The following is an 18924-nucleotide window of genomic DNA, read 5'->3' as shown; positions in this document are numbered from 1 at the left end:
GTCCGCCTCGGAAGATACAACAAGGGCCCCGACCATGACTGCTCCCCACACCCGGAACGAGGTATACGATTTCCTGGGCACCCCGCTGGCCTATGACCTTCCGGCCAGCCGCAAGGTCCGGCGGATGGACACCCACATCTCGGCGATTTTCCTGATCGGGGACACGGTCTACAAGGTCAAGAAGGCGGTGGCCTTCCCGTTCCTGGACCACACGGACCTGGCCACCCGCAAGGCGGTGTGCCTGCGCGAGGTGGAGCTGAACGCCCCCTGGGCCCCGGGCCTGTACCAGGGCGTTGTGGCGGTCACCCGCGATACCGCCGGGCGCCTGGAGCTGGGCGGCGACGGCGAGCCGGTGGAATGGGTCGTGGTCATGCGCCGCTTCCGGCAAGACGCCCTGTTCAGCCACATCGTGGAGAACGAGCGCCCGTCGCGCCAGGTGGTTCTGGACCTGGCCGAGCTCCTGGTCCGCTACCACGACAGCGCGCCGCGGGTGGACAACCGCGAGGACTGGGCCTTCCGGACCGTGGAGAACAGCCTCCAGTCCCTGGCCCCGTTCCGCATGGATCTGGGCGAGGCCGCCTGCGCCCGTCTGGAGGCCGGACTGAGGGCCGCCCTCGAGACCCACCGGGATCTTCTGGGGCGCCGGGCAGCAGAGGGTTTCGTGCGCCGCTGCCACGGGGATCTTCACCTGGGCAACATCGTGATGTGGCAGGACCGGCTCCGCCCGTTTGACGCCATTGATTTCAACGACATGTTTTCCGACATTGATGTCCTGTACGATCTGGCGTTCCTGCTGATGGACCTGGACGAGCGCGGACACCGGCGGCTTGCGTCCTACATCCTCAACCACACCCTGGAGTACACGGGGGACATGGAGGGGCTGGCGCTTCTGCCCCTGTTCCTGTCCCTGCGCTCCACGATCCGGGCCTTTGTCAACGCGGCCACCGCGGCCTCGCTCGAGGATCCCGCCGCGAGGGCCGAGAAACTGCGGGAGGCGGAAAAGTACCTCCACGCGGCCATCCAGTACCTGCTGCCCCATCCCGCGCGGGTGGTGGCGGTGGGGGGGCTCTCCGGCAGCGGAAAGTCCCACCTGGCCCGCAAGCTCGCGGGCGAGCTTCCCTGGGGCGTCGGCGCTGTTGTGGTGCGCTCGGACGTGGTCCGCAAGCGGCTGTGCGACGTGTCGCCCTACGAGAAGCTGCCCCCCGAGGCCTACACGCCGGACATGGCAAGGCGCACCTACGAGGCGGTCCTTGCCGAGGGCGCCCAGGCCCTGGATGCGGGCGCCTCCGTCGTCTTTGACTCGGTGTTCTCCCGACCGGACGAGCGGGCGGAGCCCGAGGCCCTCGCCCGGCAGAAGGGGGTTCCCTTTGTGGGCATCTGGGCCCACTCGGACACACGGACCGCGCTGCGGCGGGTCAGCACGCGCACCCACAACGCCTCCGATGCGGACGCCGAGGTGCGCCTGAAACAGGAAACCTACGATCTCGGAGACATCACCTGGGCCCGGGTGGACACCTCCGGATCCCGAAAAAAGTCGCTCCAGCAGGCGCTTCACATCCTGCGGGGCCGAAAAACAGGATAATATGGCACAATCCCTTCTCTTTATTACCGCCTCGCGGATTGGCGATGCGGTCATGACCACCGCCCTTCTGGACCACATGGTCCGCACCCACCCGGACCTGAAGGTGACCGTCGCCTGCGGGCGTCTCGCCGCTCCCCTGTTTGCCAACGTGCCGGGGCTGGAACGCATCATCATCATCGACAAGAAACGCTGGAACCTCCACTGGATCAACCTCTGGCGGCAGACCGTCACCCGGCGCTGGGACATGCTGATTGACCTGCGGGTCTCGGCGGTCTCGTGGCTTCTGCCGGTGCGCAAGCGCTACTGGCAGAGCTCGACCGCGGGCAAGAACCCGGCGCACCGCCTGGTGCGCATGTCCCGGATGCTGGGGCTGGAGACCCCGCCCTGGCCCCGCCTGTGGCCCGCCGAGGCCAACCGGAAGGCGGCCCGGGCCCTGGTGCCCGAGGGCGCCCCCGTGGTGGCCCTCGCCCCCTGGGCCAACTGGTACCCCAAGGAGTGGCCCGCGGAGCGCTTTGCCGAACTGATCCGGCGCCTGAGCGCCCCGGGCGCCCGCTTCGAGAACGCGCGCTTTGCCCTGATCGGCTCGGCCCACGAGAGCACCCGGGCGGACCTGTTTCGCGAGCTTCTGGACGACAGCCGCCGCATCGAGCTGTTCGGCCATCCGGACCTGCTGGACATCCAGGCCGTCCTGGAGCGCTGCGCCCTTTTTGTCGGCAACGATTCCGGAGCCATGCACATGGCCGCCGCCGCCGGGATTCCCACCGTGGGCCTGTTCGGCCCCACCCGGGACTGGCTCTACGCGCCCGCCGGCCCGAAGGCCATCACCGTGCGCGACACGGGGATCGTCGGAACCGGCCCCTGGGACCACCCCGTTTTGGACCCCCTGCCCCCGGACATGTCCTCCCTGAGCGTCGAGACGGTGGAGCAGGCCATCGGGACACTCTTTGACACGCTGGAAACGACACCGGTATGAACACATCCTCCTCGGGCAGCCGTCCCTTTCCCACAAAGGACGAGGTCCTGGCCTTTCTCCAGGAAAGCACCGGTGTTGTGGGGCGCCGGGAAATCGCCCGCGCCTTCCACATCACGGGCCCGGCCCGGGCCCAGCTGCGGGCCCTCCTGAAAGAGCTGGAAAGCGAGGGCCACCTGAAAAAAGGCCGGGGCAAGCGGGTCACCCTTCCGGGGCGCCTGCCCGAGGTGGGGATCCTTGTGATCTCGGGGCGGGGACCGGAGGGCGAGCTCCTGTGCCGCAGCGCCCGGGACAGCACGGCCGACGATCCGGACGACGAGACCCCCGCTGTGCGCATCGAGCTGCGCGAGGACCGCAAGTCCTCCCGGGCCGAGGGAGGCCCCTGGCGCGTGGGGGACCGGTTCCTGGCCCGCCTCCAGGCCGTGGACGACACCCACTATTTCGCCCGGCCCATCCGTCGCCTGGCCCAGGGGCCGGTGCGGATCCTTGGGGTTCTGTCCCCGGTGTCCGACGGTCTGCGCCTGGTCCCCACCGCCCGCAAGGATCTGGCGGTCTACCGGGTGGACGATTCCCGGGATCTGGAGCCCGGCACCTTTGTGGAGGCCGAGCTCCTGCCCGGACGCAACGCGGGCGCCCATACGGTGCGGATCTTGCGCACCCTGGGCCGGGAGACCGAGGCCAGGTTCATCTCGCGGGTGGCCATCGAGACCTATGACATCCCCCATGTGTTTCCCGCTCCGGCGCTGGAGCAGGCCCGGGCCGCCGGCGCCGTGGACCTTGCCGGGCGCGAGGATCTGCGCGCCATCCCGCTGGTCACCATCGACGGGGCCGACGCCCGGGACTTTGACGACGCGGTTTTTGCCGAGCCGGACCCCAGCCCCTCCAACCGGGGCGGCTGGATCGTGCTCATCGCCATTGCGGACGTGGCCCACTACGTGCCGCCGGGCAGCCCCCTGGACCGGGAGGCCTTTGAGCGCGGGAACTCGGTCTACTTCCCCGACTGCGTGGTTCCCATGCTGCCGGAGGAGCTCTCCAACGGCTGGTGCTCCCTGGTCCCGGGCGAGGACCGGGGCTGCCTTGCGGTGCGCATCACCCTGGACGCCCAGGGCGAGATCCGGAGCCACCGGTTTGTGCGTGGCCTGATGCGCTCGGCCGCTCGCCTGACCTATGAGCAGGTGCAGAAGGCCCGGGACGGCCAGCCGGACCCGGAGGTCGTTCCGTTCCTGGACACGGTCATCGCTCCGCTCTACGGCGCCTGGGAGGCCCTGGACCACGCCCGCCGCAAGCGGGGCTGCCTGGAGCTGGAACTCCCCGAGGTCCGGGTGCACATGAACGACCAGGGGCAGCCGACAGCCATCCTGCCGGTCCACCGGCTCAACAGCCACCGCCTGATCGAGGACTTCATGATCGCCGCGAACGTCTCCGCGGCCGAGACCCTGGAGCGGCGCCACGAGCCGTGCCTGTTTCGCGTGCACGACCAGCCCTCGCCCGAGAAGGCCCGGGGACTTGCCGACTTCCTGCGCGAGCAGGGGCTTCCGTTCACCAAGGGGACCATCAAGCAGGCCTCCCAGTTCAACGGCCTTCTGGACCTGGTCCGGAACACACCGCGCGAGCACATGGTCAACGCCATGGTTCTGCGCTCCCAGGCCCAGGCGGAGTACAGCCCGGACAACATCGGACACTTCGGCCTGTCCCTGCGGCGCTACGCCCACTTCACCTCCCCCATCCGCCGCTATGCGGACCTGACGGTCCACCGGGCCCTGATCCGGGTTCTGGGCCTGGGCCGCGACGGGGGCGAGCCGGGGGCCTCCCTGCCGCTGGACGAGATCGGCCAGCACATCACCTCGACCGAGCGGCGGGCCGCCCAGGCCGAGCGGGAGAGCGTCCTGCGGGCCACCGCCCTGTTCCTGGCTACCCAGTGCGGATCGTTCTTTGCCGCCCGGGTCAACGGGGTCAGCCGGGGCGGCCTGTTCGTCACCCTGGAGGAAACCGGCGCAGACGGCTTCGTCCCCTTCACGGGCCTGCCTCCGGACTACTACATCCTGGACGAGAGCGGTCACCGGCTGATCGGCGAGCGCTCGAACCTGGTGTTCTCCCTGGGGGATCCGATCACGGTGCGGCTCCAGGACGTGAGCACCGCCAGCGGACGCCTGACCTTCGAGTGGATCGAGGGCGGCACGGTCCGGAAGGATGGCGGGAAGATCCGCCGCAGCGCCCGCGCCCTGAAGGACACCCGGCCCCGGCGGGGGCGCCGCTAGTCCGGCCGGCAAGCCTCTCCCTCCCCCGGGCTCGGGGGTCGGGGGTTGGGCTGGCACCGCGCGGACAGAGCGCGCCCGGCTGCCAGGGGCCAAGCCGTCACCGGCCCAGGCGGCGGCCCAACACCGGATTGGGGCGCGAGGCCCCGGCCGCGCAGATCACACCGGGGGCTGCGGGTCGATGGAACACACCCTCGGCCCGCACCCGCCGTGCTGCCAGGGTCTGCACCGGCACCGGCTTTGGCGAAGACACGACGCCCGAGCCCCCCGGCCAGACCGGGGGGCGACCAGACGTTCACCGCTCCTGCGGGACTGTTTCCGGAGCAGGCCTGCCCGGGGCGAAGGCACGGCGCCGGAACGCGCTCGGGATGCGGCCCCACCGGCGGCCGATCCCGATCACCGCGGGCAGGCACCGGACCGCCCGGAAGGCCCAGTCCCGGGGCAGGCCCCAGACCCGCCGGAAGACGCTGCTTGAGCGCGGGGAAACCGGGGCACCCCCGCACCCTCCCCTCCCCGGGAACACGGACCGGCTCCGGACCGGCCCCGGGCCACCCAACCCCACGGAGATCCCCATGAAACGTACCATTTCTGTGCTGATGTCCGCTCTTCTCCTGGCCCTGGCCGGGTGCGAGACCGAGGGCTCCCGGTCGCCGGACGCGGCCCGCTGGGGCGCCGCCGGGCAGGACACCGCCGCCCGGGAACGGGCCTTCGAGGCATGCCGGGAGTACGCCGAGGACGAGGCCCTTCGGGGCGCGGGAGCCAGCCCGTTCGACACCGTCAGTTCCAGCGATCCTTTGACGCAGATGCGGGCCTATGATACCAGACGAACCTACCAGCGCGTTCTGAAGACCTGTATGGAACGCCGCGGTTACGGGCAGGCCCCGAACCCGGCCCGAAGCCTTGATGACCGCGTCGAGACCCTCCGGGACTCCCTTCGCTGGTAGCCAGACCGTACCCCTGTCCCCGCCCCCTGTCCCTGTTTCTTGCCACCCCAGGTCCCGCCATGACACCCGTCGGTTTTCTGCGCTCGTCCCTTTCCCTTCTGAAAGCCTACTGGCTGCCGGCCGGGGCCATGACCCTTGTGGTCGTGGTCTCCAACATCCTGGTGGCCTTCCCCATCAATGACTGGCTGACCTGGGCGGCCTTCACCTATCCGGTTGCGTTTCTGGTCACGGACCTGACCAACCGGGCCTGCGGACCGAAGCGGGCCCGCTCGGTGGCCTATGTGGGGTTCTCGGTGGCGGTGGCCCTGTGCCTCCTGCTTGCGGACCCCAGAATCGCCCTGGCCTCGGGCTCGGCGTTCCTGAGCGCCCAGCTCCTGGACATCTTTGTCTTTGACCGCCTGAGAAACCGGGACTGGTGGATTGCGCCGCTTGTCTCGGGCGTGACGGGGTCCGTGCTCGATACGGTGATTTTCTTCTCGCTGGCGTTCTATGGAACCCAGTCCCCCACCCTGTGGATGACCCTCGCCGCCGGAGACCTGATGGTGAAGCTGGCCTTCGCCCTGTTCCTGCTGGCCCCCTTCCGGATGCTGATCACGGTCATCGCCGCTCGTCCCACGCCCCTGGGCCCCCTTCCCACCGCGCATCCCTGAAGGCTGCGGGCTCCCCGCCGCCTGGCCCCCTGCCGCCTTCGGGCCTGACGGGACGGGCGGCGGCTCCGGCCGGGCGCCCCCTCCGCCCGCGGAACAGCCGATCCCCCCGAAGCGGCCGCAGAAGTCTCGGCGGCAAGGACCGGCGGACGCCCCCCTGGCACACCGGATCCCCCCCGACCGGGGCCGAACCCGTGTCGCACAGCCCGCGCGGGCTCTCCCTTGCACCGGGCGAAGGAGCGTCGGGGCTGCACCTTCAAACCGACCCCGAACCCCACCTTGGGGCGATCCGCAGCAAAACCACGGGAAATCCCGTTGAATCTCTTGTCTTGCGACCGATTTTCGGTTTTCCTGAAAAGCCTTCACGGCGATTCCCGAAACAGGAGGTCCGCGCGGATGCGACGTTCTCTTCCGATTTTCAAACACCTGGGACTGGCGGCCTGCATCGCAACCGCCCTGTGCACCGGAGGCGAACCGGCCCGGGCCCAGGAAACCGGAACCCCGACGGCCCCCGCGCCGGAGGCCGCCACTGCGTCGTCCGTGCCGGAGGCCGGGGCGGCGCCGTCCGCGCCCGCGGCCCTGAGCGCACCCGCACCCGCTGCCCAGCCGGGTACCCCGTCCAACGGGAGCACGCCGAACGGCCAGCCCGCGGACCCCGCGTCCTCCGCCTCTCTTCCCGGAGGCACCCCCGCCCCCCGGACCGGGACACCGGCTCCCCTGAACGGAGACCCGCCGGCTGCGAACGGCATCCGGAGCCCGGATCCGTCCGAATCCGCTGTCGTCCTGCCCTCCGACGCGGCACCGCCCGACGCCGGAGGACCGAACGGCGCCCCGGACACCAACCCCCTGATGCCCCGGGTGGTGATCGACGGGGTGGACGTGACCGAGGGCGTCTACCGGGATCCGCCGCCGGAGATCCCTCCCCAGGCCCTGCCCAACTACCGGGACAATGTGCGCGACGTGGCCAACCGCTTTGCGGACTACGCCCACGCCCGCTCCCCCAACTTTCCGGTCCTGGTCCGGGGCGGGGAGATTCTCGCGTTCCAGAGCCAGCGGGAGCACGACCTGGCGACCCTGAAGCTGCCGGACGGCACGCCTCCGTCCCGGGGCAACGTGTTCGACGTGGGCACCCCCTACGGACGCTACCTCCGCAACATTGCCGGCATCGTGATGGACCAGCACTTCTGTGCCCCGGTCAACCCCACCATCACCCCCGAGAACCTGGACCGGCTGCGCTGGCTGGAGCTGCACCTGTTCTCCCTGGAGCGCTGCGAAACCCTGGACGACCTTCAGGGCGCCATTGCCGGGGCAACGGCCCAGAACGTCCTTCTGGATGCCCGCCTGTCCAGTGACCTTGCCTTCCGAACCGTTCCCGCCCCGGATATCGAGAACGCCAACATTGCCGACATCCGCAGCCTTCGCGATGCCCGCAACGTGCTGTTCGTCCTGGATTCCTGGGGCTTTGACCGGATCGGGGACTGGGTCGACGCCCTCGCCGCCACCAATCACGATGTCCTGGTCATCGACCCGTTCTTCCGGGGCCGGGACTGCCTGGACAAGGCCCAGATCGGGCGGCTGAAGAAGAAGGCCCTGGGACCGCGCCGCATGGTGATCGCCCGGCTGTCCGTGGGGCTGGCCCGGGACACCATGCCCTACTGGAAACCCGGCTGGCAGGTGGGGAACCCCTCGTTCCTGGTCGGCCATTTCCCTTATACGACCGGGGTCTACTGGACCGACGTCATGAACCAGGAATGGCTGGCCATGCTGGGCGGGGCCTTTGCCTCCCTGATGGACCTGGGCGTGGACGGCATCATGCTTGACGGCATGACCACATTCCTGCGACAGGAAGCGCTGAACCCCATCTGACCGGCTCCGGCCCTAGCCAGCCCAATCCGGCCCGGCCGGCGCCGTCCGGCCCGGGTCTGCCGCTCGCATCCGGGGCGTCCGGACTTGCGGCACGCGGCACCCATTGCCATCTTGAAGCCCCGGAACTACCCTTTCGGGCATTCCGGACGGCCCGGGCCCCGCCGGCCCTGTGCCGTGCCGGGAGCGTCACCCGAGCCCCCCGGCTCCCGCAAGGGAGCGCCCGTCAAGGCTCCCGCCAGGGACCACCCGCCAAGGACACCGCCATGAGCATTCCTCCGACCGATCTTGTCGCCATTGATCCCGCCGGCCTTCCCGAAAAGAAGACGGTCGAGGACATCACCCGGACCATCTCCCTGGAAGACCCCTCCCTTCCGGTCACCTACGGGGTCCGGACCATGCGGGAGATCTCCAAGTTCTCGGACGGCCTTCTGGAGCGGGTCCGGGCCCGGGACGCGGGGGAAATGGGCGAGCTGCTCACGGACCTGATGCTCAACGTGAAGGGGATCGACCTCTCGGCCTTCGGGAAGGAGAAGAAGGGGTTCTTCCGGTCGCTGCCGGTGATCGGGGACCTTCTGGGCTCCGCCGAGCGGGAGGTGGCCAAGTTCGACACCCTGGCCAAGCAGGTGGACGTCATCTCCCGCAAGCTGGACAGCTCCATCGTCCAGCTGATCCGGGATATTGAGGTTCTGGAACAGCTTTATAACAACAACCTGACCTTCCACAAGGATCTGACGGCCCACATCGAGGCCGGGCGCCAGAAGCTGGAGGAGGCCCGGGCAACCGAGCTGCCCCGCCTCCAGGCCGAGGCCGAGGAAAGCGGCGACGCCATGAAGGCCCAGGCCGTGCGGGACTACGCGGACCGCCTGAACCGGTTCGAGCGGCGCCTTCATGACCTCCAGCTGTCGCGGACCATCACGCTCCAGACCGCGCCCCAGATCCGGGTCATCCAGGGCAACAACCAGACCCTGGTCGAGAAGATCCAGACCAGCCTCCTGACCACCATTCCGGTCTGGAAAAACCAGATGGTTCTGGCCCTCTCGCTGGACAACCAGCGCAAGGCGGCCTCCCTCCAGAAACAGGTGGCGGACACCACAAACGAGCTCCTGCGCCGTAATGCGGAGATGCTCCAGCAGTCCTCGGTGGCCACCGCGAACGAGGTCGAGCGCTCGGTCATCGATATCGAGACCCTTCGGGAGGTCCAGCAGAAGCTGGTCTCCACCATCGAGGAAACCCTGCGCATCGCCCAGGACGGCCGCCAGAAGCGCCTGAGCGTGGAGAAGGAACTGGTGACCATGGAGGACGAACTGCGCGAGCGCCTGACCTCGCTTCAGGCCACCGCGGACCAGGCCGCCGTCGAACACAACCGCCCGGCGGGAGCGCTGGAAGACGCCTCCGCCCCGACCACCACTTCCGGGAGCGCATCGTGACGTCCTCAGCCGCCGAAGTCCTTCTTGACCGCGTCACCCGCACCGCCCGGGGCTGCGCCCTGCGCGGCGGTGTCCACGCGGGCAGCCTGATCTTCGTTCTCCTCACCGCCGCGATGGCGACCCCCAGCCTCCCGCCGGTGGCGCTCCTGGCCCTGTATGCGGGGCTGGTGACCCTGTTCGGGCGCTTCCTGTTCCAGCCCTTCGGCGGGCTGGTCCCTCTGGGGGCCGGGCTGCTTCAGGCGCTTGTGGCCTCGGCCCAGGGGCTGGACCTGCCGGCGATCCTCCTTCTGGCCGGGCTCCAGGCCTGGATCCAGGACACGGTGGTCGGCAGGCGGATCCTTCTGGTCGGGGACGACAACACCCTGGATCTGCGCGACATGCTGGCGGGCGGCGTTCTGGCCCTGTGCGCGGTGCTGCTCCTGAGCTCGGGTGCCCTGACGGCCTGGTCTCTGGCCGGACTGGGGGCCGGAGTGGCCATGGGGCTCGGGCTGTGGGGCGTGGCCCTTGTCAGCGCGCGGCGGACCTCGCGCCGGGGCCTGGACGCCCTGCGGGAGCTCCTGGACGAGAAAAAGCGCCTTCCGGCCATGCTGGACCAGCCCGTCACCCGCCTGGTGACCGTGGGCGAGCGCTATGTCACGCCGCCGCTTTCGGGCATGGCCCGCCAGGTCTTCCCCTTTGCCCGCGCCCTGAGGCCTCTGGAACGAAGGATCCTGGCGGTGTCGTTCTGCGCGGACCCGGCGGACCGCCTCCGTCAGGCGGAGCGCCTGTTTACCCGCCTGCGCCGCGAGAATGCGGACCTGGCGCGGACCGCTCCGGGCGGCGCTGCGGCCCCGGCCGCCTCTGCCGCCGGCCGGGCCTTTTTCAACGACATCGACTACCGGCTGAAAATCGCCAACCTCGAGGCCTTCTCCGAGCGTCTGCCCGCAACGCTGGCGCCGCGCATCCGGGACATCTGCCACGCGGCCGAGAACATCATGGAGGCCATGCGCGCCGACGCAAGCCGCATCCCCGAGGGCGAGCGCTTCCTGACCCGCTACCTGGACGCCACCACGGCCCTTGTGGAACGCTGGTGCCGGCTTCCCGAAAACCGCGCCCCGGAAACCGGAGAGGCGGACGCCCGGCTCCTTGCCCTGCTGGACCGGCTGGAGGAAGCCTTTGCCTGCAAGCACGCGCGCCTGCTGGAAAGCGACCGCCTCGAGTACACGGCGGACCTGAACACCCTGGACCGCCTGCTGGACATGGAAGGCAACCGCACATGAGCTCGTCACGCAAAAGCGGATCCCGGACCCGTCGCACGCTCCATCAGATGTGGCAGCAAGGTCCGTCCGCAGGGTCCGGCCCGTTCCCCGAGAGCTTCGCCCCCACCAGCGGCGCCTACCGGCCCGGCAGCCTGAGTGACGATGACATGCGACGCCTGCGCATTCCCGAAACCCGGACCACGGTGCGCGACGACACGCCCTCGCTCGCGCCGTCGGGGGCCGCAACGCCCCCGCCCGGCAGCGGCCCCTGGGGCCCCAGGCCCTCCGCCCCCGGGCGGACCACCCCGACCCAAAGCGACGCGGGCTCTGCGGCCGGCGCGCCGGCCAGCCTGCCCACGACCGCACCCTTCGACGAGACGGGCTACCGGAACCAGATCACGGAGCTCCTGCGCAAGGGCTACACCCTGCCGTCGGAATTTGTGAAGCCGGTCAAGGGGATCGCCGAGTCCGCACAGAACATTCTCCACTGCATGCTCACCGACCCCGCCGACGTCCGGGAGGGGGACCGCTTCCTCACGCGCTACCTCCCGGCCACCGTGGGCGTGCTGGAGACCTACCACCGGCTGGCGGAGACCGACCCGGACAAGGACCGGCTGGCCAAGGTTTCGCAGGACACCCTGTCCATGCTGGAGCGTCTGGAGGCGGCCTTCCGGAAGGAACACGCCGACCTGCTGGCCAACGATGTCCTGGACCTGAGCGCGGACATGAAGACCATCGACAAGCTCCTGAAAATGGAGGGGCACTGACCCCGGCGGCGGAATACATTGGTGTTGCTCCAGGGTAAAAACCGGTTAAACTCATTCGTTTCCGTCTGAACAGGAACCACACGATGAGAACGCGTTTTTTCGGCCTGTATGCCTCGTGCACCTTGGGCGTGGTCCTTGCCCTGTCGGGATGCGGTGACTCCGCCTCGCCCGACGCCCTGAAGGATTCGTGCGTGGAAGCCCTGAACGCCGCCAGGGGCTTTTCCGGGGATGCCGCCGAAGCCTGCGCGTGTGTGACGCAGGCCATCGTCTCGGCCCGCGGGGAAAAGAACCTGGAGTGGTTCATCCGCTACCACGAGGAAATTGCCCGCTCGCCCCAGGAGCTCTCGCCCCTGACGACGGACGTCGAGGTCAACAACTACCTGCTTCTGGAGCAGGCCAACACGGCCTGCCGCCTCAAGACCGCCCGGGAGCCGGAGCTGGGAGCCCGCTAGGCCGGATCCGCCACACCCCGTCCCCATCCCCGGGCCCCATCCCCGGGCCACGCACCCCGCGCTGGCACGGGCAAGGCCCGGGCCGCACGGGGGCCGCACGGGGTCTGAACAGCGCGCCCGGTCCCGGCCGGGCTCCGGGGGCCCTCACCCCGCCCCGCCCCGCCCCGGGCTGCGGGACACCACCGGGCCGGGAGGCCACCATGTCCTCGTACTGTGACATCGCCCCGGGCCATCCGCTGCATGGCCCCTACCACGACACGGAATACGGTTTTCCCTCGACAGACGAGACCGTCCTGTTCGAGCGCCTGTGCCTGGAGATTTTCCAGGCCGGGCTGTCCTGGGAGCTGGTCCTGAGGCGCCGCGAGGCCCTCAACCGCGCGTTTTGCGGATTCGATGTCGACACCCTGGTCCTCTGGGGGGAGGAGGACGTCGAGCGGCTCATGCAAGACCCCTCCATCATCCGAAATCGCCTGAAAATCCGCGCTGTCCTGAAGAATGCGGCCACGGTGCACTCGTTTCGGGCGCGCTACGGCGGGTTTTTCCTCTGGTTGCAGAAAAAGAATCCAAAAACCCTGGAGGAATGGGTTAAACTGTTCAAAAGTGAGTTTTTCTTCACAGGGCCGGAAATCGTCAGCGAATTCCTCATGAGCCTGTCCCTGCTTCCCGGAGCCCACCGGGAGGACTGCCCGGTACACCACCAAATCCGTTCCCTCTCCTGCCCCTGGACGAACGACGGAACCGAAACTGCCGGCTGACACGGGATCCCCCTCCCGGGTGCGGAGCGGTCGGTATGAGCAGTACCTGGAGCCTCAAACTACAGCGGATCACTGCACTTTTTGGTGCGGCGCTTCTGGTCGCCGCCCTCTTGTCCACCGTATCGCCGGGCGTTGCCTCGCCCTCGTCCCAAAAAACCGAGGCCGCCAGCGCGGATCCGGGTCCGACCCTCGAGAGGATTGCCCGGCGCGGTCGCATGATTGTGGCCTTCGAGGCCTCGCCGCCGTTCTCCTTTCCCGACGGCACGGCGGACTCCGCCTCCGGCTACTCGATCGAATATGCCCAGCTGATTGCCCAGGCCGTGCGCCGGCGGCTGAACCGCCCGGACCTGGGCGTGGAGTTTCTGGGCGTGACCTTCCAGAACCGGTTTCCGTTCCTTCTCCAGGACCTGTACGACATCCAGTGCGCCTCGACCACCCACAACACCGAGCGCGAGCCGCTCGTGTCGTTCTCGAACACCATCTTCATCGCCGGAACCCGGCTTCTGGTCCCGGTGACGTCACCGATCCGCGACTTCCCGGACCTGAGCGGAAAAGTCGTGGCCGTGGTCGCGGGATCGACCTCCGAGACCCTTCTCGAGGGCAGGAACCGGGACATGGGGCTGTCCGCCACCGCGCTGCCCTTCGTCACTCCCGGGGACGCCTTCCGCGCCCTGGAGGACGGCCTGGCGGACGCCTTCTTCATCGACGATCCCCTTCTTGCCCGGGAGCGCGCCCACGCAAAGAACCCGGAGCAGTGGCAAATCGTGGGCGAGCCCCTGTCCTCCGAGGCCATCGCCTGCGTGCTGCGCAAGGACGACCCGGTCTTCAAGCAACTGGTGGACGAGACCATTGCCGAGGCCCAGACCTCGGGCCTGGCCCGCCGCTTCTATGACACCTGGTTCCACGCCCCGGCCCCGCCGCTGGGGATCAGCCTGGACCTCCCCATCAGCGACCGGATGCTCGACCTCTTCAACCGCCCGAACGACACACCGTTTGAATAGGCCCGGGGGCCGCCGGCCGCGTGTGGGGGTGCGCCCCCCTGCCATGCCCCCTGTCGCGCCCCATGCCCGCGTGCCCCGCACCCCTGTTCACCCCGCCACGCCCGCCGAAACGGCCCTGCCCCGCCCGATGCCCCTGCCCGCCCCAGCCCATCCGGCCGGGAAACATCAGTCTGGACTTTCCGCTCCCGCCGGAGATGATGGATCTCCACAGAACACCCAATGACCGGTACACTGGCTGACCCCGGCCTCGTTCCCCTCGCCCCCCCGCCCCTCGCCCCCCCGCCCCTCGTCCCGGGACACGGACCCCGGAGCCCCGGCCAGGGGCCCCCGGCGCGGAAGCAACGGCGCGGGGGCAACGGCCCGGACGGGGCGGCCGCTGACCTTGACGATAGCGCCGCCGGTTTCACGCCGCTATGATAGCTCCCTGTTCCTGAACGGCCCTGAGCCATGCCCGGTGTAGGATTTATGCAAGACGCCCATCTTTCCAGAGACGACGACAACAACCACACGACCGCACTCCCCGTGTCCCCGACCGTGGAGGCCCCCTCGGGCAAGTCGGCGAAAACGGAGAACTTTCCCGTAGGCTCGGTTCTCATCGCAAGGCACCTGCGCCCCCATGTGGAGCACTTCTACGCCTTCGCGCGCGCCATCGACGACATCGCCGACGCCCCCGAGCTGGAGCCGGAGGAAAAAATCCGCCGCCTCAAGGGATTCGAGGACACGCTCGAGGGCCGCATCCCGGACAGCCCGGCCTACGGGAAGGCGACCGCCCTGCGAAAGAGCCTCCAGGAAACGGACGTGCCCACCCGTCACGGCGTGGACCTGATCGCCGCCTTTGTCCAGGACGCGGTCAAGACCCGCTACGACAGTTGGGATGACCTGATGGGCTACTGCGCCCTGTCCGCCGCACCGGTGGGCCGCTACCTGATCGACCTTCACGGGGGTGCGCGCACCGGCACCACCTGGGCCAGCGACGCCCTGTGCGCCGCGCTTCAGGTCATCAACCACCTTCAGGACTGCGGCGACGACTACCGGGAGATCGACCGGGTCTACCTGCCCATGGACTGGATGGAGCAGGAGGGCGCCCGGGTCGAGGATCTGGGAGGCACCGCCCTGACCCCGGCCCTGCGCCGGGTCCTGGACCGCTGCATTGCGGGAACCTGGGATCTTCTGGACACCGCCGCCTGCCTGAGCGCCGACATCCGCGATCCGCGCCTGTCCATGGAGGCGGGCGTCATCGTCGAGATTGCCCGGGCCCTGACCCGCAAGCTCGCCAGCGAGGATCCCCTCGCCCGCCGGGTGAAGCTGACCCGCCCCGAGCTGGCCCTGACCGCGCTGAAGGGCGTGGCCACCGGGCTTCTGGCCCGCTACACCGTGGCCCAGTCCGACCTTGCGGCCCGCATGCGTGACCCCTTTGCCAACCTTCCGAAACAGGAGACCGGTTCATGATGACCGCCGGAGTTCTCGTCTGTCTCCTGTCCCTGAGCGCCTGGGCCGGAGTTCTTCTGGACCGCCGGGGTTTCTGGAAAACCGACCAGCGCCTGGAAAGCAGCACCGCCCTTCCGGGAGAGCCGCCTGCGGTGGTCGCGGTCGTTCCCGCCCGCAACGAGGCCCGCACCATCGGCCACACAGTGGAGGCCCTTCTGAAGCAGGTCTACACCGGCCGGTTCTCGGTTGTGGTGGTGGATGACAACTCCACGGACGGCACCGCCGAGGCGGCCCTGAAGGGCGCCCAACGCGTCCCCGGAGGCCAGGAGCGCCTGGAGATCCTGAAGGGCGACCCGCTGCCCGAGGGCTGGTCCGGGAAGCTCTGGGCCGTGAACCAGGGCGTGAACGAGGCCCTGAGGATCGAGCCGTCAGCCGGGTACATCCTTCTGACCGATGCGGATATCGAGCTGGCGGACGGCACCCTTGCGCGCCTTGTCAGCCAGTGCGAGCGCAAGAACCTGGTCCTGGCCTCGCTGATGGTGCGGCTGCGCTGCCGCTCGTTCTGGGAGCGCCTGCTGATCCCGGCCTTCATCTTCTTTTTCCAGAAGCTCTATCCGTTCCCCCAGATCAACAACCCGGCCCACAGGCGCGCCGGAGCGGCCGGAGGCTGCATGATGGTGCGCACCCCCGCCCTTCGGGCCATCGGGGGCATCGAGTCCATCCACGGCGCCCTGATCGACGACTGCACCCTGGCCGCGCGGCTCAAGGGCAAGGGGCCGATCTTCCTGGGTCTCGCCACCCGCAGCCGCTCGCTGCGCCCCTACGACAGCCTGGGCGAGATCTGGAGCATGGTGGCCCGCACCGCCTACGTGCAGCTGGAGCGCTCGCCCCTGATGCTGCTGGCCACCGTTGTCGGCATGGTTCTCCTGTACCTGGTGTTCCCGGTCGCGACCATTGTGGGCCTGGTCACCGGCACCTGGCCCGTGGCGCTCCTGGGGGCCCTGGGCTGGACCCTGATGACGCTTCTCTACGCCCCCACGCTGCGGCTCTACCGCCGTCCGTTCCGGTCGGGCTTCCTGCTTCCGGTGGCGGCGTTCCTCTATACCCTGATGACCATCGATTCCGCCCGCCGGCACTACATGGGCCGCGGCGGCGAGTGGAAGGGACGGGTCTACAGCGACGAGACGGGGACAACCCCGAACCAGGCGGGCCCGGCGGACCCGGCCGCCACCTCGGGGGGCTGGACCACGGAAAAGCTGGCCGCCCACGTGGAGGAGCTGACCCGGGCCTCGGGCACCTCGTTCTATGGCGCCATGCGGGTTCTGCCCAAGCCCCGGCGCCAGGGCATGTACGCCCTGTACGCCTTCTGCCGGGTCATCGACGACATTGCCGACGATCCCGGATCCCGCGAGGAGAAGGAGCAGAAGCTGGCCGCCTGGCGCGACCAGATCGACGCCATCTACGACCCGGCCCGCGCGCCCACCGATCCGGTGGCCCTGGCCCTGTCTCCGGTGCGGCTCCGGTTCGGTCTTCCGAAGCAGGACTTCCTCGCCGTGATCGAGGGCATGGAGATGGACGCGGGCCCCTCGGTGCGGATCGCGGACATGCCTTCCCTCGAGTACTACTGCGACCGGGTGGCCTGCGCCGTCGGGCGCCTGTCCAACCGCATCTTCGGGGTGGACGAGGCGCTTGTGGACCCCATCGCCAAGCACACGGGGCTTGCGCTCCAGTTTGTGAACATCCTGCGCGATGTGGCCGAGGATGCCCGGATCAACCGGCTCTATCTGCCCGCAAGCCGGCTTCGGGCCCACGGCCTGACGGACACCGACACCCTGGGGCCCGAGTTCCTGAGCCACCCGGCCACCCGGAAGGTCTGCCAGGAGCTTGCCTCCCGCGCGGCGGCGGAGGTGGCCGAGGCCCAGCGCCTGCAGAAAAAGGCGCCCAAGGGCACGATCCGCCCGGCGGTCATCATGCTGACGGTCTACAGGCGCTATCTTGCAGCCCTGAACGCCCGCGGGTTCGAGGATCTGGAAAAGCCGGTCCATGTTTCCAAGCTGTTCAAACTCTATGCCGCTCTGAGACACGGGCTGTTCTGATCGGGAAGACACCATGAAAGTCCACGTCATTGGCGCCGGGCTCGCCGGCCTCACATCGGCCATACGCCTGACCGAAGCCGGGGTGAAAGTCGCCCTTTACGAGGCCGCACCCCAGGCGGGCGGGCGGGTCCGCTCGTTTTTCGACGACTCCCTCGGGTGCGTCGTGGACAACGGAACCCATCTGCTGCTCTCGGGCAATGACCGCACCCTGGCCTACCTGGACACGGTGGGGGCCCGCGATGAGCTCACCAGCCCCCAGCACGCCCGGCTGGACTTCATCGACCTGGACAGCCATGAGCGGTGGTCCCTGGTCCCGGACCGGGGACGCATCCCCTTTTGGATCACCCGCGCCAAACGACGGGTGCCGGGCACGTCCCTCAGCGACTACCTGCCGGTGCTGCGTCTGGCCACCGCCAAGGCGGAGGACACGGTCACGGACTTCCTGAAGCCGGGAACGCTGCTGTACCGGCGACTGTGGGATCCGCTGTGCGTCTCGGTCCTGAACACGGCACCGGAGGAAGCCTCTGCCCAGGCGCTCTGGCCCGTGATCACGGCCACCCTGGGCCGGGGCGAGCGCTACTGCCGCCCCCTGCTGGCGCGGCGGGGCCTGAGTGCCGCCTTCGTGGACCCGGCGCTGGCCTGGCTGCGCAGCCGCAATGTGCCCATCCGGCTGGGAACCCGTCTGGACGACCTGGAGACCTCGGGCAACCGGGTCTCGGGGCTTCTGTTCGCCAACGCGGACCACATCGTCCCCGTGAGCGAGAAGGACCGGGTGATCCTGGCCATGCCGTCCCACGCGCTGAAGCAGCTTCTGCCGCGCACGCCGCTGCCGGACCGCTACAACGTAATTGCCAACGTGCACTACAGGCTGCCGGACACCCACCCGGTGACCCACAACGGTGATTTCCCCATGAGCCTGCTGCGGAACCCGGCGGACTGGATGTTCGTCAACGGACAGCTGGTGTCCCTGACCATCTCCAACGCGGGCTTCCTGAACAACGAGCCGGCAGACGCCCTGGCCGCCCGCCTGTGGACGGGCACCGCACAGGCCCTGGAGCTCCAGGGGCTGGCTCCCGCGGGATCGCTCACGGCCCTGCCCTGCCCGCCGTTCCGGGTGATCCGCGAGCGGCGCGCCACCATGGCCCAGACGCCGGGGCAGATGGCCCTGCGCCAGGGGCCCCGGACCCTCCATCCGAACGTGTTCCTGGCCGGGGACTGGACCGACACGGGCCTTCCCTCCACCATTGAGGGCGCGGTCCGCTCGGGAGAAACCGCGGCGGCCCTGGTGCAGAAGATCCTGGGCGCCAACGGGACGGCGGCAGCGCCTGCCGGGATCGGACGCTGAGACCCGTGGCGTAGCGCACGCCGCCCCAGCCCGGGGCCGGACGCCCCCATCCGGAGCGGCGCGGCGCGTGCGGGGTCTTCCGGGCCCTGCCGGGCCGGGAAAGGCTGGTGGCAATCTCCAGTCGAGATGCAAAACGAAACGGGGGGCTCCG

15 protein-coding genes are annotated in these 18924 nt (G+C 69.3%); all 15 read left to right on the top strand.

The genetic code is table 11. The features are described from left to right. The first annotated feature begins 34 nt into the window (after positions 1-34). The 15 genes from IHV25_RS03400 to hpnE all read left to right on the top strand — a co-directional run bounded on the left by IHV25_RS03400 (position 35) and on the right by hpnE (position 18773). Positions 35-1582: a bifunctional aminoglycoside phosphotransferase/ATP-binding protein gene (locus tag IHV25_RS03400; protein WP_192533695.1), complete on the top strand. Its 1548-nt coding sequence runs from the start codon at positions 35-37 to the stop codon at positions 1580-1582. 1 nt (position 1583) lies between these two features. Next, entirely contained in the window at positions 1584-2555 is a 972-nt protein-coding gene (locus IHV25_RS03395; RefSeq protein WP_192533694.1) for a glycosyltransferase family 9 protein, read from the top strand. Then, positions 2552-4810 (top strand): ribonuclease R, encoded by a 2259-nt coding sequence (gene rnr / locus IHV25_RS03390; protein ID WP_192533693.1) that lies wholly within the window; start codon positions 2552-2554, stop codon positions 4808-4810. Before IHV25_RS03395 ends, rnr begins: the two co-directional genes overlap by 4 nt. A gap of 569 nt (positions 4811-5379) precedes the next feature. Continuing rightward, a complete protein-coding gene (locus IHV25_RS03385; protein WP_192533692.1) occupies positions 5380-5751 on the top strand; it encodes a hypothetical protein in 372 nt (123 codons plus the stop codon). 59 nt (positions 5752-5810) lie between these two features. Beyond that, positions 5811-6401: a queuosine precursor transporter gene (locus tag IHV25_RS03380; RefSeq protein WP_192533691.1), complete on the top strand. Its 591-nt coding sequence runs from the start codon at positions 5811-5813 to the stop codon at positions 6399-6401. A 393-nt stretch (positions 6402-6794) separates the two neighbouring features. Then, entirely contained in the window at positions 6795-8264 is a 1470-nt protein-coding gene (locus IHV25_RS10545) for an alpha-1,4-polygalactosaminidase (protein WP_192533690.1), read from the top strand. Between the two features lie 263 nt (positions 8265-8527). Then, positions 8528-9691 (top strand): toxic anion resistance protein, encoded by a 1164-nt coding sequence (locus IHV25_RS03370; RefSeq protein WP_192533688.1) that lies wholly within the window; start codon positions 8528-8530, stop codon positions 9689-9691. Then, positions 9688-10950 (top strand): 5-bromo-4-chloroindolyl phosphate hydrolysis family protein, encoded by a 1263-nt coding sequence (locus tag IHV25_RS10630; RefSeq protein ID WP_192533686.1) that lies wholly within the window; start codon positions 9688-9690, stop codon positions 10948-10950. Before IHV25_RS03370 ends, IHV25_RS10630 begins: the two co-directional genes overlap by 4 nt. Continuing rightward, positions 10947-11696, top strand: a complete 750-nt coding sequence (locus tag IHV25_RS03360) for a 5-bromo-4-chloroindolyl phosphate hydrolysis family protein (RefSeq protein ID WP_192533685.1) — start codon at positions 10947-10949, stop codon at positions 11694-11696. The genes IHV25_RS10630 and IHV25_RS03360 overlap by 4 nt, the downstream gene beginning before the upstream one ends. Positions 11697-11779: 83 nt before the next feature. Beyond that, positions 11780-12148, top strand: a complete 369-nt coding sequence (locus tag IHV25_RS03355; RefSeq protein ID WP_192533683.1) for a hypothetical protein — start codon at positions 11780-11782, stop codon at positions 12146-12148. 200 nt (positions 12149-12348) lie between these two features. Further along, positions 12349-12903 (top strand): DNA-3-methyladenine glycosylase I, encoded by a 555-nt coding sequence (locus IHV25_RS03350; protein ID WP_192533682.1) that lies wholly within the window; start codon positions 12349-12351, stop codon positions 12901-12903. Between the two features lie 35 nt (positions 12904-12938). Then, positions 12939-13904: a transporter substrate-binding domain-containing protein gene (locus tag IHV25_RS03345; RefSeq protein WP_192533680.1), complete on the top strand. Its 966-nt coding sequence runs from the start codon at positions 12939-12941 to the stop codon at positions 13902-13904. A 465-nt stretch (positions 13905-14369) separates the two neighbouring features. Continuing rightward, on the top strand, positions 14370-15353 hold the full coding sequence (gene hpnC, locus IHV25_RS03340; protein ID WP_192533679.1) for a squalene synthase HpnC: 984 nt from the start codon (positions 14370-14372) through the stop codon (positions 15351-15353). Next, a complete protein-coding gene (gene hpnD, locus IHV25_RS03335) occupies positions 15350-17428 on the top strand; it encodes a presqualene diphosphate synthase HpnD (RefSeq protein ID WP_192533677.1) in 2079 nt (692 codons plus the stop codon). Before hpnC ends, hpnD begins: the two co-directional genes overlap by 4 nt. A gap of 13 nt (positions 17429-17441) precedes the next feature. Beyond that, a complete protein-coding gene (hpnE, locus tag IHV25_RS03330) occupies positions 17442-18773 on the top strand; it encodes a hydroxysqualene dehydroxylase HpnE (RefSeq protein ID WP_192533675.1) in 1332 nt (443 codons plus the stop codon). Positions 18774-18924 lie beyond the last annotated feature (151 nt).

Source organism: Phaeovibrio sulfidiphilus, assembly GCF_014861485.1.
Lineage (GTDB): Bacteria > Pseudomonadota > Alphaproteobacteria > Rhodospirillales > Rhodospirillaceae > Phaeovibrio > Phaeovibrio sulfidiphilus.
The sequence above is the reverse complement of the archived record's forward strand: the minus strand, read 5'-3'. Positions and strand labels throughout refer to the sequence as shown.

What these genes read in the sequence shown, in the direction of transcription:
- IHV25_RS03400 (WP_192533695.1), top strand. Translation starts at nt 35, where the DNA reads ATGACTGCTCCCCACACCCGGAACGAGGTATACGATTTCCTGGGCACC.
- IHV25_RS03395 (WP_192533694.1), top strand. Translation starts at nt 1,584, where the DNA reads ATGGCACAATCCCTTCTCTTTATTACCGCCTCGCGGATTGGCGATGCG.
- rnr (WP_192533693.1), top strand. Translation starts at nt 2,552, where the DNA reads ATGAACACATCCTCCTCGGGCAGCCGTCCCTTTCCCACAAAGGACGAG.
- IHV25_RS03385 (WP_192533692.1), top strand. Translation starts at nt 5,380, where the DNA reads ATGAAACGTACCATTTCTGTGCTGATGTCCGCTCTTCTCCTGGCCCTG.
- IHV25_RS03380 (WP_192533691.1), top strand. Translation starts at nt 5,811, where the DNA reads ATGACACCCGTCGGTTTTCTGCGCTCGTCCCTTTCCCTTCTGAAAGCC.
- IHV25_RS10545 (WP_192533690.1), top strand. Translation starts at nt 6,795, where the DNA reads ATGCGACGTTCTCTTCCGATTTTCAAACACCTGGGACTGGCGGCCTGC.
- IHV25_RS03370 (WP_192533688.1), top strand. Translation starts at nt 8,528, where the DNA reads ATGAGCATTCCTCCGACCGATCTTGTCGCCATTGATCCCGCCGGCCTT.
- IHV25_RS03360 (WP_192533685.1), top strand. Translation starts at nt 10,947, where the DNA reads ATGAGCTCGTCACGCAAAAGCGGATCCCGGACCCGTCGCACGCTCCAT.
- IHV25_RS03355 (WP_192533683.1), top strand. Translation starts at nt 11,780, where the DNA reads ATGAGAACGCGTTTTTTCGGCCTGTATGCCTCGTGCACCTTGGGCGTG.
- IHV25_RS03350 (WP_192533682.1), top strand. Translation starts at nt 12,349, where the DNA reads ATGTCCTCGTACTGTGACATCGCCCCGGGCCATCCGCTGCATGGCCCC.
- IHV25_RS03345 (WP_192533680.1), top strand. Translation starts at nt 12,939, where the DNA reads ATGAGCAGTACCTGGAGCCTCAAACTACAGCGGATCACTGCACTTTTT.
- hpnC (WP_192533679.1), top strand. Translation starts at nt 14,370, where the DNA reads ATGCAAGACGCCCATCTTTCCAGAGACGACGACAACAACCACACGACC.
- hpnD (WP_192533677.1), top strand. Translation starts at nt 15,350, where the DNA reads ATGATGACCGCCGGAGTTCTCGTCTGTCTCCTGTCCCTGAGCGCCTGG.
- hpnE (WP_192533675.1), top strand. Translation starts at nt 17,442, where the DNA reads ATGAAAGTCCACGTCATTGGCGCCGGGCTCGCCGGCCTCACATCGGCC.